The sequence below is a fragment of the Corynebacterium sp. LaCa_70 genome (genome assembly GCF_058182015.1).
This window is the reverse complement of the sequence record NZ_CP190914.1, coordinates 1,589,248-1,605,352: the sequence shown is the minus strand read 5'-3', so window position 1 is coordinate 1,605,352 and position 16,105 is coordinate 1,589,248. Positions and strand designations below refer to the sequence as shown.

At 58.2% G+C, this 16,105-nt stretch carries 15 protein-coding genes; 9 read left to right on the top strand and 6 right to left on the bottom strand.

From position 1 onward, the window contains the following. Nucleotides 1–2 precede the first annotated feature (2 nt). From ACP8MI_RS07300 to ACP8MI_RS07270, 7 genes are all read left to right on the top strand, one after another. Nucleotides 3–659: a cell division protein FtsQ/DivIB gene (locus ACP8MI_RS07300; RefSeq protein WP_018120505.1), complete on the top strand. Its 657-nt coding sequence runs from the start codon at nucleotides 3–5 to the stop codon at nucleotides 657–659. 233 nt (nucleotides 660–892) lie between these two features. Continuing rightward, nucleotides 893–2,137 carry a cell division protein FtsZ gene (gene ftsZ / locus ACP8MI_RS07295; RefSeq protein ID WP_018120506.1) on the top strand — a complete coding sequence of 415 codons (1,245 nt, stop codon included), beginning with the start codon at nucleotides 893–895 and terminating at the stop codon, nucleotides 2,135–2,137. Nucleotides 2,138–2,152: 15 nt separating this feature from the next. Next, the gene (gene pgeF, locus ACP8MI_RS07290; RefSeq protein WP_082148416.1) at nucleotides 2,153–2,926 is read left to right on the top strand and encodes a peptidoglycan editing factor PgeF; all 774 of its coding nucleotides are present in this window, start codon (nucleotides 2,153–2,155) and stop codon (nucleotides 2,924–2,926) included. Between the two features lie 2 nt (nucleotides 2,927–2,928). After that, complete coding sequence (locus tag ACP8MI_RS07285) at nucleotides 2,929–3,669, top strand: YggS family pyridoxal phosphate-dependent enzyme (protein ID WP_490290631.1); 741 nt, start codon at nucleotides 2,929–2,931, stop codon at nucleotides 3,667–3,669. Nucleotides 3,670–3,749: 80 nt separating this feature from the next. Then, a complete protein-coding gene (locus ACP8MI_RS07280; RefSeq protein WP_018120509.1) occupies nucleotides 3,750–4,328 on the top strand; it encodes a cell division protein SepF in 579 nt (192 codons plus the stop codon). A 118-nt stretch (nucleotides 4,329–4,446) separates the two neighbouring features. Then, nucleotides 4,447–4,740, top strand: a complete 294-nt coding sequence (locus ACP8MI_RS07275; protein ID WP_018120510.1) for a YggT family protein — start codon at nucleotides 4,447–4,449, stop codon at nucleotides 4,738–4,740. A 191-nt stretch (nucleotides 4,741–4,931) separates the two neighbouring features. Continuing rightward, on the top strand, nucleotides 4,932–6,005 hold the full coding sequence (locus ACP8MI_RS07270; protein WP_018120511.1) for a DivIVA domain-containing protein: 1,074 nt from the start codon (nucleotides 4,932–4,934) through the stop codon (nucleotides 6,003–6,005). A 170-nt stretch (nucleotides 6,006–6,175) separates the two neighbouring features. Here the strand turns inward: ACP8MI_RS07270 and ACP8MI_RS07265 are convergent, their stop codons facing one another. The 4 genes from ACP8MI_RS07265 to ACP8MI_RS07250 form a co-directional block, all read right to left on the bottom strand. Beyond that, nucleotides 6,176–7,663, bottom strand: a complete 1,488-nt coding sequence (locus ACP8MI_RS07265) for a sodium/glutamate symporter (protein ID WP_239212161.1) — start codon at nucleotides 7,661–7,663, stop codon at nucleotides 6,176–6,178. A gap of 339 nt (nucleotides 7,664–8,002) precedes the next feature. After that, nucleotides 8,003–8,635: a LutC/YkgG family protein gene (locus ACP8MI_RS07260; protein WP_018120513.1), complete on the bottom strand. Its 633-nt coding sequence runs from the start codon at nucleotides 8,633–8,635 to the stop codon at nucleotides 8,003–8,005. Then, nucleotides 8,635–10,110, bottom strand: coding sequence for a LutB/LldF family L-lactate oxidation iron-sulfur protein (locus tag ACP8MI_RS07255; protein WP_018120514.1), 1,476 nt, complete (start codon nucleotides 10,108–10,110; stop codon nucleotides 8,635–8,637). The genes ACP8MI_RS07260 and ACP8MI_RS07255 overlap by 1 nt, the downstream gene beginning before the upstream one ends. Beyond that, complete coding sequence (locus ACP8MI_RS07250) at nucleotides 10,110–10,913, bottom strand: (Fe-S)-binding protein (protein WP_284576247.1); 804 nt, start codon at nucleotides 10,911–10,913, stop codon at nucleotides 10,110–10,112. The genes ACP8MI_RS07255 and ACP8MI_RS07250 overlap by 1 nt, the downstream gene beginning before the upstream one ends. A gap of 248 nt (nucleotides 10,914–11,161) precedes the next feature. Between ACP8MI_RS07250 and ACP8MI_RS07245 the strand changes: the two genes are divergently transcribed. Next, nucleotides 11,162–11,314, top strand: coding sequence for a hypothetical protein (locus ACP8MI_RS07245; protein WP_018120517.1), 153 nt, complete (start codon nucleotides 11,162–11,164; stop codon nucleotides 11,312–11,314). 274 nt (nucleotides 11,315–11,588) lie between these two features. Beyond that, nucleotides 11,589–14,771 carry an isoleucine--tRNA ligase gene (ileS, locus tag ACP8MI_RS07240; protein WP_249606548.1) on the top strand — a complete coding sequence of 1,061 codons (3,183 nt, stop codon included), beginning with the start codon at nucleotides 11,589–11,591 and terminating at the stop codon, nucleotides 14,769–14,771. Here ileS and ACP8MI_RS07235 read toward each other — a convergent pair. After that, nucleotides 14,768–14,944: a hypothetical protein gene (locus ACP8MI_RS07235; protein WP_161797450.1), complete on the bottom strand. Its 177-nt coding sequence runs from the start codon at nucleotides 14,942–14,944 to the stop codon at nucleotides 14,768–14,770. The genes ileS and ACP8MI_RS07235 overlap by 4 nt on opposite strands. Next, nucleotides 14,941–16,068 (bottom strand): alanine racemase, encoded by a 1,128-nt coding sequence (locus ACP8MI_RS07230; RefSeq protein WP_425654256.1) that lies wholly within the window; start codon nucleotides 16,066–16,068, stop codon nucleotides 14,941–14,943. Before ACP8MI_RS07230 ends, ACP8MI_RS07235 begins: the two co-directional genes overlap by 4 nt. Nucleotides 16,069–16,105: the final 37 nt, after the last annotated feature.

Here is a 16,105-nt window from a genome sequence, read left to right as displayed (position 1 = left end):
TCGTGCGGAAGAAACCACTGACTTTATCTGTTGTTGCGGTGGTGGCGGTTGTGCTGCTGGCCGCTGTGGTGGTCTGGATTTTTCCCGTAATTCGGGTTAATTCCATTGAGGTCTCCGGCGCTGAGCGTGTGAGTGCGGAGACGGTGCTTGCAGACAGTGGAATTGCCGAAGGCGATAACCTTCTGCGCATTGATGCTTCGGGTGCGGCGAGTCGCATTGCGAAGCAACCATGGGTGCGGGGAGTAACTGTGTCCCGGCATTTCCCTTCGACGGTGGATATCGCGGTCACCGAACGCGAAGTTGTTGGGTTCGTCGAACATGATGATGGTGCGCACCTGATCGATCACCAAGGGCATGCTTTTTTGATTGATACGCCGCCGGATGAGGCCGTGGAGATCACCGGCGAAGTAGAGGATGAGGCCGCGGTCAATGCTGCAGTCGCTGCGATCGCCACCGTGTCGGATCCGATTCGTCGAGAAATCGCGTCTCTGGAAGTGAAATCCTCGCATGCCATGGAGTTACGGCTGCATGATGGCCGCACGATTTACTGGGGTGTCGATGATGCGAACGAACAGAAGGCAGCAGCGTTAGAACACGTGATTCACCGGGAAGGTCAGCACTGGGATATTTCCAACCCAAGTTTGGTGACTGTTCGCTAGCGTTGGAGTGCGGATGGCGCACCGGAGTTTTCGGGGGTGATCGCAGGGGGTGATCGCCCGTAAGGTTAGGCCGAAAGCCCAGTTCAGTACCCTAAAGTAAAGGTTTAGGTGTTCGACACGCGTGGAAATATGCGCCAAAATTACATAAGTGTCAATCAAGATAGTCAAGTAACTCGCACGCAGTAACGACCGACTAGACGAAAAGCAGAACCTGAAAGGCCGGAAAACCTCTTATGACCTCACCTAACAATCACCTTGCTGATATCAAGGTCGTTGGCGTTGGCGGCGGCGGCGTCAACGCAGTGAACCGCATGATCGAAGAGGGACTCAAAGGGGTCCAATTCGTCGCGATTAACACGGACTCGCAGGCGCTGCTGTTTTCTGATGCCGACGTCAAGCACGATATTGGCCGTGAAGCCACCCGTGGTCTGGGTGCTGGTGCGAACCCAGAGGTTGGCCGCAGCTCTGCAGAAGATTCCAAGTCCGAATTGGAAGAGACCCTGCGCGGCGCCGACATGGTGTTCGTTACCGCAGGCGAGGGCGGCGGAACCGGCACGGGTGCTGCACCAGTCGTGGCGAATATTGCGAAGAAGATGGGCGCGCTGACCGTCGGCGTCGTTACCCGTCCGTTCAAATTTGAAGGAGCGCGCCGTTCCCGTCAGGCTGAGGCTGGTATCGCTGAGCTGCGCGAAGTGTGCGATACCTTGATCGTCATTCCGAACGATCGTCTGCTGCAGTTGGGTGATGCCAACCTATCCATGATGGAAGCTTTCCGGGCCGCCGATGAAGTACTGCACAACGGTGTGCAGGGTATTACCAACCTGATCACCATTCCGGGCATGATCAACGTCGACTTTGCCGATGTGCGCTCCGTTATGGCTGAGGCTGGTTCTGCTCTGATGGGTGTGGGTTCTGCTCGTGGCGATGAACGTGTGATGACTGCCGCGGAACAGGCAATTAACTCTCCGCTTTTAGAATCCACGATGGAAGGCGCCAAGGGCGTGCTGTTGTCCATTGCTGGTGGCTCGGATCTGGGATTGCAAGAGGTCTACCAGGCTTCCACCATGGTGGAAGAAAAGGCGGATCCAGATGCCAACATCATCTTCGGTACCATCATCGACGACAATTTGGGTGATGAAGTCCGCGTGACCATCATTGCTACCGGCTTCGATGCCCAAGCGAACCTGCAGGATGAATACGGCAAGCAGGAAGTAACCGCGCAGTCTGGTGCACAAGTGCAGCGCGGCCCGGCCGCTGATAATGCTGCTCGCTCGCAAGCGCAGGCTTCCCAGCCGCAGCCAGCACGCCCAGAACGTGGATCTTTGTTCAGCGAGCGGGAAAAGCCGCGGACACAGACCAGCCGTTCAGGTGGCTTGTTTACCTCCAACGAGCGTTTCCACGACGCTCCGGAGCCTCGTCAGCCACAGCATGCTGCCGAGCCAGACGATGATCTCGACGTACCAGATTTCATGCGCTAAGGCTTAGGCTTGTTTATGGCTTCTGATGATTCCTCCGAATCTGGCACGGGTGGCGCAGCTGTACCTGCGCCTGCCGACGTCGACAAGCGCCCTGTACGCATGGTGTTTACCTCGCGGAAAGGCGGGGTATCGCAGGAACCTTTTGACTCGTTCAACCTGGCAGATCACGTGGGTGATGATGTGCACGCGGTTGCGCACAATCGTGCACGGCTTGCCCGCGTGTTGGGGCTAGAGCACATCCAGTGGATGGAGCAGTTGCACACCAATACTGTCACCGTGGTGCGTGAACCCAGCGCGGAACCGATCGCCGTTACAGATGCTGTCGTGACGACGGTGCCCGGTTTGGCTTTGGGTGTGCTGGTGGCCGATTGCGTGCCGGTTCTGCTGGCTGATCCGGACGCTGGCGTTTGTGCGGCCGTGCATGCTGGCAGGATGGGCGCGCGCAACGGGATTGTCCCACGCACCGTGGAAAAGATGCGTGAGCTTGGTGCGGGGCCGCACGCTATTCAGGCTTTATTGGGTCCGGCGGCCAGTGGGAAAAACTACGAAGTTCCGCCTGCCATGGCGGCAGATGTAGAAAAGCACTTGCCGGGCGCGCGCACAACGACGACGCAGGGCACTACCGGACTCGATATTCGTGCCGGGCTGGTGCGCCAGCTCATGGGGTTAGGCGTGACTGCGATTGAGGCGGATCCACGGTGCACGATCGCTGAGAAAGACTTCTTTTCGTACCGCCGGGAAGGCCGCACTGGACGGCAAGCTGGCGTGATTTGGTTGACAGGGAAGTAATTATGTCTGATGACATTGAGCGCGCACAGTCGGGCCTAGACCAGGCACAGCTTGCAGCGAATCTCGCACACACCCGAGAACTGATCGCGAAGGCAGCCCGTGCACATGGCCGCACGCCGGAAGAAATCACCCTGTTGCCCGTGACGAAGTTTCACCCGACTGCAGCCATTGCCGCTTTGGCTGAGCTCGGAGAATTGGACGTGGCAGAAAACCGGGAACAAGAAGCCCGCGACAAAGCGGAAAAACTGCCGCATGTACGTTTCCACGTGATCGGCCAGGTACAGACGAAAAAGGCGAATTCCGTCGCACGCTGGGCATACAGTGTGCATTCGCTGGATTCGCGGAAGCTTGCCGACGCCCTCGATCGTGGCGTCGGATTGGCAATCGAACGCGAACAGCGCGATGCAGAGTTTGTGCTTCCCGTATACTTGCAGCTTTCTGCCGATGGTGACACCTCTCGTGGCGGGCTGCCTGCCACGGACTTAGAAGAACTGGCCGCGCGCGTCGAAAAGCTGGATCGGCTATCGCTGGCTGGCGTTATGGTGGTGCCGCCATTAGATGCTGATGCCGCTGCGGTATTTACCGATGCCCGGCAGTTGTGCGACAAGCTTGCTGCACGGTTCGGCCGCAGGTTGTATTTGTCCGCCGGAATGTCAGCTGACCTGGATAAAGCAGTCGCTGCTGGCAGTGACATCGTGCGTGTCGGTACCGGTATAATGGGGCCGCGACCAGTAGCTTTTTAAGCAGCGGATACGTACAGTAGCGGCTTCGTACGGCTTCGAGAAAATTTAGATGACTAGTTAAACACACAAGGGGAAAGCCAATGTCTATCATGCGCTCTGCCAAAGAATTCTTCTTTGGGCCAGAAGACGACGCTTATTATGAGTATGAAGAAGCCGCCGACTATGACCGACGCGACGGCTACCGGGATGCTCCCATGCGTGACGACGCCCGCGATGGCGGTTACCGTGATGTGCCACCGCGTCGGGAAGTTGCCGGTCGCGATTATGGGTATGACCGCGAGCCATTGCGGGAACCCGAAGCGGCACCGGCGCCTGGCCGTGCGCGTAGTTATGACGGCTACCAAGCTGCCCCGGCTGCAGGTCCGGCGGTAAATCCAACCCCGAGTGTGGTGGCGTTGTCGCTGGTGAGCTATGACGAAGCCCGCAAGATGGGGGAGGCATTCCGCGATGGTGATGTCGTGGTGTTCGAGATTACGGATGCTGAACGTGGTGTCGCCAAGCGCATCATTGACTTCTCTGCAGGTCTGTGTTTCGCTTTGCGCGGACAGATGAAAAACGTCACCGCTAAATTGGATACTGATCGTAAGATTTTTGCGATTGTTCCGGAACAAGCACAGGTCACCAGTATTGATCTGGAGCGTGCCGCAGGCTTGCGGTAACTGCTGTGGATGACTGCCGCAGTGTTTGTGAACCGTGGCGTTCAGTCAGCTGTGGCGTCGACAAGCTAGAACCAGGTTTCCACCCATTAGTGATCAGGTAAAGTAGGCGCCCGTGATAATGCTCGGAGTAATTCTTCTCGTTGCCATTCGGCTGTATACGTTGGTCCTGGTTGGGCGCATCATCATTGAGATGATCCAGTCCTTTGGCCGGACTTTCCAGCCACCGCGGTGGTTCATCATGATCGCCGAAGTGCTATTTATGCTGACGGATCCGCCGGTCAAAGCGTTGCGTCGGGTGATTCCGCCGTTGCGTACCGGTGGCGTCGCCGTCGATATGTCTGTCTTGGTGCTGTTCTTGCTGCTCATGGTGGCCAGCATGCTGGTGCGGGCGCTGCTGCTCTCTAGCACATGACAAGCCGCGACGAATCTGGCTCTGCAATCACTAGCAAAGGTATTCTTCAGGTATTACCTGCGTTGTAAGATTGATAGAAGCAGGCGAGTCAGATAAATTTAATATCGTTAATACAAAGCATGAGATTTTCGTAACTACTAGGTCTCGCCCGCATTCGCGGGGCCGTCACTTAAGTAAGAAGGGGAGTGCCAATGCCACTTTCACCAGCAGACGTCCACAACGTTGCGTTTAACAAGCCACCCATTGGCAAACGAGGCTACAACGAGGACGAAGTGGATCAGTTCCTCGACTTAGTTGAGGACACCCTGGCTCAGCTGCAGGATGAAAATGACGAGTTGCGCTCGCTTCTCGACGAAGCCGATAACAAGTCTTCGGCGAGTGCTGGTGCCGGTGCTGCCGCTTCCCAGTCTTCTTCGGTTGATGAGTCCAAGCTTCGCTCAGAGATTGAAGCTGACCTACGCTCGAAGATTGAAAAAGAAATTCGCGCAGAATACGACGAAAAGCTCAACGAGTCCCGTAAGGCCGCCGATAAGGCACAGTCTGCGGCAAATGAGGCGAAAGCGGAGCACGAAGCTACCAAGAAGGAATTGGCACAGGCTCGCCAGTCGGCAGAGGCTGCTTCCAAGTCCGCCGCTGCGGAGAAGCCGGCCAACGCCGCAGCTTCCTCGAAGCAGGCGCCTGCAGCTGACGCGCCAGCACAGGCCACCGCGGACGCGAGTGGCATGGCTACCCCTGCTACCCACATGCAGGCCGCTAAGGTCTTGGGCTTGGCGCAGGAGATGGCGGACCGTCTGACTTCCGACGCTCAGGCTGAATCCAAGGCAATGTTGGATGATGCTCGCTCTAGCTCCGAAAAGCAGCTGTCTGAGGCGCAAGCTGAAGCGAAGCGTTTGGTTGACGATGCTCAGCAGAAGTCCACGAAGCAGCTGAATGACGCGGAGACCCGCTCCCGCACCATGGTGCAGGATGCTGAGAAGAAGGCGGAGCAGACCACCTCGGATGCAGAATCCCGTGCGGAAGCACAGCTGCGTCAAGCCAACGAGAAGGCCGCGGCATTGCGCGCGGATGCTGAAAAGAAGCACACCGAGGTTATGAATACCGTCAAGCAGCAGCAGACGGCATTGGAAGCTCGTATCGAGGATCTGCGCACCTACGAGCGCGAGTACCGCACTCGTCTGCGCACCATGCTGGAATCCCAGTTGGAAGAGCTTGAGGCTCGCGGCTCTGCAGCCCCAAGCGGCGACATCAAGTCCAATAATAAGTAATGGCTGCCGTCCTGGCCGTAGAGCGTTAGCCAACGATTATCTGCTATAACGCGTTAGCGGCCACTCGGGCTAGGAGTTGGTGAGAACCATAAAGTGCCTGCAGGTTTTCCTGCAGGCACTTCTTCTGTCTTTGGCGATGCCCCGCACGGGGCATGCGTTTGTTCGGCGTGTTAAGCGTTTTCTCCCTGTAGTTCTTCGACCGCAGGATCATTCCATTTACCTTTGTCCACGCCCTTCTTGTACACCATGCCAGCGACAAGCGCGATGATAAACACGATTGCCATCGGGATCAGGATGACGTAGACATTTCCAACCGCAAACATCACTGGGATACACAGTGCGGTGATTAAACCTCCACCAAAGAATGGCTCAAAGGCCAGCTGTTTGTAGCCGAAAGCCTCCAACGCCGGAGACTTCTCGTCTGGGTCTGCTACGCGCAGCAGCGCCAATCCGGTGGCGGTGACACCCATGGACTGGCCGAAGTCGCCGACGCCGCGCTCTACCCAGAATTCTGGGATCACGCGTGGGGTGAAGAACCACAGAATGGCGACGTTGAACAGGATGCCGACGACGGAGAGCAATACGAAGGCCTGCCAGTAGTCCGCGATCACGGAGAGCGAGATCGTCGCCAGGGCAGAAGCAATCAACAGATCCAAGCCCAAGCCCTGGATACGCTTCATCATTTCGTGGTCGATTAGTTCGGTGCGTCCAGTCTTGTCCAAGAACAGCTGTACAATAACGCCGCCGATCATTGCCAGTGGGAACAGTGGGATATAACCCAGCAAGGTTGTGCCATCGCTTTCGGAGACGAAAACCGAATCAGGCTGGCCCCACAGCATGTTTTCGATCCAGGTGATCAGCTCCAGGAGCAACCAACCGATGATGATGGCCACACCGACCACGGCCATGTGCAGGGTCAGTGGCTCGATGGAGTTCGGGCGCGCAGTTTGCTTACCGGCCGAGACCTGCTCGTCGGAGGTGTACAGGCCCTGCAACTCAGATTCGGATTGTTGGTCGATGTTTTTAATGACTTGCGTTTTGCCTTTGCGCACGGCCCAGTTCAGAAAGCCCATGCCGACTATGATGCCTGCCACCAGGCCAACAGTAGCCATGGCGAGTGCCAAGTCGGTGGCTTCCGGCATACCGACGTCGTCGAAGGCTGGCTGCATACCAGCAGCGGTGCCGTGCCCACCTTCGAAGGCGATCTCGATCAACGCGCCGAATTTCTCGTCGACATCGAACAGCGGCGCCAGGATCAGCACCGCGAGTAACAGACCCACGACGTATTGTCCGGAGCCGTAGGCGATACCAATTGAAAGCTGTGGTCCGGCAAGCTTGACGACGCGGCCCGGCTTCGGAATTCGCGCGCCCAAAAACAGTGTCGCGAAAACGACGGAGATCAGCAGCCCGGGTAGGCTCGACCAAACTGTGTAGATGTCTTCGGTAAACAAGCCGCCGTCGGCCAGCCAATCCCAGTTGATGACGTCGGCAAGCCGGCCGATGACCTGATCACCCGCCACCAACGCCAGGATTCCGGCGATGATGCTGCTGGGCAACAGAATTTTTTGTAAGAATTTCAGCTTCACGCGTAGATACTTACCGGCGAGCATGATCGCCACCAGCAAGATCAGGGCGAAGCCTACGACTCCTGCACTCATATTCTTCTCTTTCTCTATTCAGTGCTGTGTTATCAGGTTCAGTACATCCCAGTGTTCGCACAGTGCTCACATACTGCCGCCAACTGCCCGCGGCGTGGTCACCGGCAGGTGCCTAGAAACGCAAAAAGTGGGCTAGGCGGCAGTGCTATCTGCAATTAATGCAGATCACTTACCAGCCTAACCCACAGTAAAAATAACCTGTGAATGGGCTAATAGTTTGTTGGCAGTATTGCCGAAGTGGGGCCGAAAGGCACAACGTGGCCGAATGCCACCGCCACGGCCCACCTACCCACACGGCCGAGGCACCCCCAACAGGGCCCTAGCAGTGCACCGGCCTAGTTAGGCAACGATGATGATGTCCAGGCGACGTGGGCCGTGCACGCCTTCAACGCGTTCCAGCTCGATATCGGAGGTTGCCGAAGGCCCGGAGATCATGGTGATCGGCCGGGTACCTTCGATAGCTTCCAGTGCTTGCGGCACCAGATCGACGACGTCTTTTTCAAACACGACGCAAATGTGGTGGTCGGGCACCAGCGTGATTGCGCGGCGGCCCTCGTTGGGCTGCGCGGACAAGAAGATGGTGCCGGTGTCGGCACAGGAGACGGTGGAACCGGTCAACACGGTGTCGATCGAATCAAGATCATCGATGGTCAGCGGCTGATCAGCGTGGTCGACGATGAAGTCGCGGTCCGGCAGCCATTTTTCCGATACTCCGGACGGCATCACACAGCTGCGATCTTCCAGTAATGCGCTGATGCGGTCCGGCAAGGACGCGAGATCATCGCGATACACATTGGCTTTGTAGTCTTCCAGGCGGTCAATGAGCACGTCGACAACTTCGGCCCCAGTGCGCTCGCCGACGCGTCGGTATTCGCGTGGTACGGCAGGTGGGGCAGGGTGGTCACTGAGTGAATTGCGCAAGCGCGCAAAGATTTCCGTTTTTGCGTCGCTGTACTGGTATGTCTGGTCCATTAGGATTCCGCCTCCGTTGTGTTTCCGCGGTTTTTCGCCCACCAGTGGCGGAAGGCCTGCTTCGGTGGCTTCGGAATATCGCGTTGCGACGTCCACGCGCCCGCGATGCCCGGTAGCCAGCCGATGGTTCCGGAACGTCCGGCGACGATGCGGCTCAGTGGCAAGCCGCGTTCGACGAGTTTCATGACTTGGCCGGAGCCCATGACAACGCTGGCGGCTTTCATCAGCGCGGCCATTTGCGATGGTCCGGATTGCTCGTCGACGGCCTTGGAGCGCAGGTGTACCAGGATGTCCGGGATATTGATTTTCACCGGGCAGACGTCGTAGCAAGCGTTGCATAGCGAGGATGCAAACGGCAGGGTCGCGTTTTGCTCCGAGGTAATACCTGTGAGCTGTGGCGACAAGATGGCGCCGATCGGGCCGGGGTAGACCGAACCGTAGGAGTGACCGCCAGCTTGCTCATAGACGGGGCAGACGTTCAGGCACGCCGAGCAGCGGATGCAGTGCAGCGCAGAGCGGCCATCCTCGTCGTTCAGCACGGCCGAACGACCGTTGTCCAGCAGCACGACGTGCACGTTTTCTGGGCCATCACCGTCGAATGCGCCGGTCCACAAAGATGTGTAGGGGTTCATGCGCTCCCCGGTGGAAGAGCGCGGCAGCAGCTGCAAAAAGACCTCGAGGTCAGAAAAGGTGGGAATGAGTTTTTCGATACCCATCACGGTGATGAGGGTTTCCGGCAAGCTCAAGCACATGCGGCCGTTACCTTCGGATTCCACGACGGACAGGGTGCCGGTATCGGCCACTCCGAAGTTCGCGCCAGAGACCGCGACTTTGCGTGACAGGAAGCGCTTGCGCAGGTGGCGACGGGCGGCCTCGGCCAAAACGGCTGGCTCAGAGGTCAGGTCGTCGCCGGCTTCGGGCATTTTTTCTTTGAAGATCTCGCGGATCTCATCGCGGTTGCGGTGGATCGCAGGCACCAGAATATGCGAGGGCTTGTCCTCGCCGAGCTGCACGATCAACTCCGCCAGGTCGGTCTCGGTGGCGGTGATGCCTTGTTCTTCCAAGTATTCATCCAGGCCGATTTCTTGGGTGGCCATGGATTTGATCTTGTTTACCTCCGTCTCGCCAGTCTCGCGGATCAGCTCGGTGACAATCTTGTTGGCTTCCTTGGCATCGCGTGCCCAGTGCACGTGACCTCCGGCGGCCTCGAAGTTCTTCGCGAATTGTTCCAGAAGCTCCGGCAGGTTGGCCATAACGTTGGATTTAATGGCAGACCCCGCGTTGCGCAGATCTTCCCAGTCCGGAACCTCGCCGACCACGTTGTTGCGCTTGGCGCGGATCGCGTGGGTGGCGTGGTGGATATTTTTGCGCATCTGCGTGTTTTGCATCTGGTGCTTGGCAGAAGCGGGGAACGGGGTGGAAAGATTGATATTGCCCTGGCCGTAGGCGGGCATTCCCAAAGCGACGGTACTCATTATTTCGCCTCCTGCGGGATGGAAAGTTCGTCGGCGGTGTCTGGGTTCCACGGATTGTCGCGGGTGGAGGCCAGAATTTCTGCCAAGTGCAGCGTGCGAGTTGTCGAGCCCTGGCGGTGCAAGATGCCGCCAATGTGCATCAGGCAGGATGCGTCGCCGCCGGTGCACATTTCGGCCCCGGTGGATTCGATATTGCGCACTTTTTGTTCACCCATGGCGCCGGAAACGCCGGGGTCTTTGATGGAGAAGGTGCCTCCGAAACCGCAGCATTCTTCCTTGTCTGGTAATTCCACGACGTTGATGCCGCCGACGGTTTCCAACAGGTCCGGCTGGCGGCTGCCCAGGCGCAATAGTCGCATGCCGTGGCAGGACGGGTGGTAGGTCACGGTGTGCGGGAAATAGGAGCCGAGTTGCTCGGCGGCGTTGGTGATGCCTTCGATATCGCGCAGGAATTGCGAAAGCTCGTAGGTATTGCCGGCGATGTCGGCGGCGCGTTCGGCGAGCTTCCGGTCACCGTTTTTGTTCGCGACCATTGGCTGTTGGTGGCGCAGGGAAGCAACGCAGGAGCCGGATGGGGCTACGGCAATGTCGTAGTCTGCTTTGCTGAACGCGGAGACGTGGTTGCGTACCACGGGCAAAGCGTCTTTGAGGTAGCCACTGTTGACGTGCATCTGGGAGCAGCAGGCTTGACCTTCGGGGAAGATGACCTCGTGGCCGAGTCGTTCCAGAATATTTGCCGTCGCCAGTGCCACCCGAGGGTACATCGCGTCGACGATGCAAGTAGCAAATAATGCAATTTTCATGGGAATTATCCTTAAACTAAGGCAGTGACGCATAAATCGGTTGTATAAAATTATCTGACCACCGGGCCAATTTCTGCAAAACGGCTGGAATGGCCGTTGGATGGTTACCGGATGGTCGACAACGCTGCGATGATGCGCGTGCAATTCCACGGTGCCACATCATGTGTCCAGTGGCATAATGGAATTATTGCTAAAAAAATCACACAGGTAATGCTTAGCAAGCAGGAAAGTCGGGGATTACAGACACCATGATGCTAGCGGTGCTCATATTGGCGTTTCTGGCCTTCCTAGGTCTCGTCTTGTTCTTGGCGACGGGCGCGGGCGTCTGGTTGGCGTTGCTGTTCGGCGGCGGTGGGGTGGCGTTGCTGCTGTTGCTTGTCGACGTTGTGCGCAAAAAATAGTAGGCTTAGTTTTCGTTGCGATGATCCGGCCATCACCGGGGAGCTTTCCGGAAGAACGGCGCTTAAGTGCTTATTAGAACCGGGCCGCAAGGTGAAAACCTTCACCACAACGAAGTGGAAAACGTCTGGCACGTTTTCAAGCAGGGTGGTACCGCGCTGAATTGGCGTCCCTGCACCGCGAAATTTCGTGCGTGAAGGAGAAACCGTGGCTGAAAATAACACCCCAGATCAGCAAACCGCCGCATCTGTCGGCAGCGTGTACCCGAAGGTCGATATGACCGACGGCAGCAATAATTTCCCGGCGATGGAGCGCATCGTCCAGGATTATTGGAAGAATGATCAGACCTTCCAGGCTTCGTTGGAGCAGCGTAAGGACGCGCCAGAATACATCTTTTATGATGGCCCGCCGTTTGCGAACGGCCTGCCGCACTATGGCCACCTGCTTACCGGTTACGTCAAAGACATCGTCCCGCGTTATCGCACTATGGCTGGTAATTATGTCCCGCGTGTGTTCGGTTGGGACTGCCACGGCTTGCCCGCTGAGCTGGAGGCTGAAAAGCAGTTGGGTATTAACCAGCGCCATGAGGTCGAAGAGATGGGGCTGGAGAAATTTAATGAGGTCTGCGCGACGTCGGTGCTGAAATACGCCGATGAGTGGGAAGACTACGTCAACCGCCAGGCGCGCTGGGTTGATTTTGACAACGGCTACAAAACCATGGACATCGAGTTCATGGAATCTGTCATGTGGGCGTTCAAGGAGCTCTATGACAAGGGCTTGATCTATCAGGGCTTCCGCGTGTTGCCGTATTCCTGGGCAGAGCATACGTCGTTGTCGAATCAGGAGACGCGCCTGGATGATTCCTATAAGGAACGCCAGGATCCTTCGTTGACTGTCTCTTTCCCACTGACGGGCACTCGCGCGGGCTCTGCTGCGGAAAAGACGCTGGCAGACAACCCGATCTTCCGTGACGTAGAAGCCGTGGCCTGGACGACGACCCCGTGGACGCTGCCGTCGAACTCCGCGCTGGCGGTTAACCCCAAGGTCACCTACACCGTCGTGCGGGTGGGCGAGAGCGGCTCGGAGGAATTTGTGGGCAAGCTGTTGCTGCTTGCCGACGACCTCCGTGATGCTTATGCCAAGGAATTGGGCAAAGATCATGAGGTGGTGCTCTCGCTGCCGGGTGCGGACTTGGTGGGCTTTACTTATGAGCCGATCTTCGGTTACTTCCCCAACCTGAAAAACGGCTACCAGATTTTGGCGGCTGACTACGTCACTACCGACGGCGGTACTGGTGTGGTCCACCAGGCTCCAGCTTTCGGTGAAGACGATATGTTGACGTGCCAGGAAGCAGATATCGAGCTGGTGATCCCGGTGGATGCCGACGGCGAATTCACCGCGGATGTGCCGGATTACCAGGGCCAGCTGGTCTTTGATGCGAACAAGAACATCATCCGTGACCTCAAGCAGACCGGCCGCGTGCTGCGCCACCAGGTTATTGTCCACTCCTATCCGCACTCGTGGCGTTCGGGCCAGCCGTTGATCTACCGCGCGATGCCAGCGTGGTTCGTGGCCGTCACCAAGTTCCGCGACCGCATGGTGGAGCTCAACCACAATGAGATTGAGTGGATCCCGGAGCACATTCGCGATGGCCAGTTTGGTAAGTGGTTGGAAGGCGCCCGCGACTGGAATATTTCGCGCTCTCGTTATTGGGGCGCACCGATTCCGGTGTGGATTTCTGATAGCGAGGAGTACCCGCGTGTCGACGTCTACGGTTCGCTGGACGAGCTGGAGCGTGACTTCGGGGTGCGCCCAACCTCGCTGCACCGCCCGGATATTGACGAGCTGACGCGCCCGAACCCGGATGATCCGACGGGCAAGTCCACCATGCGCCGCGTTCCGGATGTGCTGGACTGCTGGTTTGAGTCTGGTTCTATGCCGTTTGCGCAGAAGCATTACCCATTCGAGAACAAGGAATGGTTCGAGTCGCACAACCCGGCGGATTTCATTGTCGAGTATTCCGGCCAGACCCGCGGTTGGTTCTACCTGCTGCATGTGCTGTCCACCGCGTTGTTTGATCGTCCGGCGTTTAAGAAGGTCGTTGCCCACGGCATCGTGCTGGGCGATGATGGGCTGAAGATGTCGAAGTCCAAGGGCAATTACCCGGACGTGAATGAGGTCTTTGACCGTGACGGTTCGGATGCGATGCGCTGGTTCTTGATGTCCAGCCCGATCCTGCGTGGCGGCAACCTGATTGTTACTGAGCAGGGCATTCGCGATGGTGTGCGGCAGGCGATTTTGCCGATCTGGAATGCTTATACCTTCCTGCAGCTGTATTCCAGCAAGCCAGCGCAGTGGTCGGTGGAATCTAGCGATGTGCGGGACCGCTATATCTTGGCCAAGACTCACGATCTTGTCGACGCCATCGATACGGCATTGGCGAATACCAATATTGCCGATGCCACCGAGGCCGTGCGCATCTACGCTGATGCGCTGACCAACTGGTACGTGCGTCGTTCGCGTGATCGTTTCTGGGAAGGCGACGAGGCCAACCCGGAGGCCTTCAACACCTTGTACACGGTGCTGGAGATCGTTTCCCGCACGGTAGCCCCGCTGTTGCCGCACGTTGCGGAGGTTATTTACCGCGGTCTGACGGGGAAGCGTTCGGTGCACCTGGCTGATTTCCCCGCTGCCAGTGATTTGCCTGCCGACGACGAGTTGGTGCATGCCATGGACTACACCCGCGCGGTGTGCTCTGCAGCATCGTCGGTGCGCAAGGCGAATAAGCTGCGTAACCGTCTGCCGTTGCCGAAGCTACTGGTGGCGATGCCACAGTCTGGCCAGTTGGCTGATTTCGCGGACATCATTCGCGATGAGGTCAATGTCAATGACGTAGAGCTGACCGATGATGTGGATGCGGTGGGCCGTTTTGAGGTCGTCGTTAACGCGAAGGTCGCTGGCCCTCGTTTGGGCAAGGACGTGCAGCGCGCGATCAAGGCTGTGAAGGCCGGCAATTATGAGCGTTCTGGCGATCTGGTGCTTGCCGACGGCGTCGAGCTGCGTGAAGGCGAATACACCGAGCGCCTGGTAGCAGCGGATCCAGATTCCACAGCGCAGATCGCGGGCCGGGAAGGCCTGGTGGTGTTGGATATGACGGTGACTGAGGAACTGGAAGCCAAGGGCTGGGCAGCTGATGTGATCCGCGGTATCCAGGATGCGCGTAAGGCTGCTGATTTTGCGGTCAGCGATCGCATTACCGCCACGCTGTCGGTTCCAGCAGACAAAGAAGAATGGGCCCACCGCCACCGCGAGCACATCGCAGGTGAGGTATTGGCTACTGATCTGCAGGTTGTTACTGAGCCGCTGGATGGTGACAGCAGTGACAGCGACAGCGGCGACAGCAGTGCCAATGTCTACCGCGTGCTCGATGGCGTGAGCGTTGCCGTGCAGCTGGCCTAGGGTTCATTTTCTCGCCAGCGCAGCAGTTGTCCGCTGCTGGCACCGCGCCGGATAGCTTCTGTGAGTTCGTCGACAGAGCTCGGTTGCTGCAGACGGGCGCGTGCGGTCTGCGTCCCGGCCCAGTTGGTCCAACGATTCGTGTTCGTCGTCGCGTTGGGGTTGTGTGCAGTCATAGGTAGCACCGTCCTAATCCTCGGTAGGTAGGCCAGCGGTCAACGACTGTCCCGCCACGCACGACGGTCACCTGGTTAGCGTGCTCGGCACCTTCCCCGGCTTTGGCGTGGCGGAAGCGCACGGCGTCGCCAAGCTGATAATCCTGTGCGGCCGTGCCTTTCAGCAGGGTTTGGACCTCTCCGGCGCCTTCAGTGCAGAGGTAGCGCAGGCCGTCGGGAGGCAGCGGCAGGCGATTCGGGTGGGCCGTCCCCGAAGCTATGCGCCCGCCGCCAGCAACAGTGATGATGTTTTTCGCCGATGTGCGCACCACGGGAAGCTCGAACCACAGTGCGGGCCCGGCAGGCGAGTCGCGCAGGCAGTCGTAGTCGTCGAAAAGCGCAGGCATGATGATGCCCGACCCGGCACCAGCTTCCGTCACTACCTCTTCCGCGCATGTGGATTCCAACGAACCGGTGCCGCCGCCATTGACTAATTCCAGTTGACCACCTGCGCTTACTGCTTGCACTACCCGCGCGCGTCGTCCTGCCAGGGCGCGCCGGGCCCGGCGTTTCATGAGCCTGATGGCCCACGAGGTATCGGGAACACCGGCGATGTGGCCCTCGTACATCATGATCCCAACAAGTTTCGTATCCGGGCGTGCACGCACCTGCTTGGCGACGCGAGCTGCGTGTCTGGGTCGGTAAATGGGGGAGCGGCGGGTGCCGAAGTAGATTCCGGGGAGGGGTTTCCAGGATGCGTCGACGTCGATGCAGATTCGGAAAGGGGCGCTGCCTGTCGTCTTTGTGGGCAGAAAACCGAGGTGATCTGGGCTGTCAATCATGATGGTAATCGCGCGACGTAGCGTGTCATCGGCTGCCAGTGCTGCGAATGCCGCACGGTCGGTGCTGGGGTAGGCGACCAGGATGTCGTCGCTGATGCCGTCGCGGACCAAATCGATGGCCTCGGCAAGGCTATAGGCAAGGATGCCGGAAAACCCCGGCTTGTCCAGCACATAGCGCAGCAACTCCGGAATGTGGATGGATTTCGACGCCAAGCGGATTGGTGTTCCGTTCGCGCGGGCAACCATGTCGGCGGCGTTGGTGTCTACTTGGTTGAGATCACAGATTAGGCCCGGAAGTTTCATGACTAAACATTACCAGGTGAATGGGCACGTCAGGCGG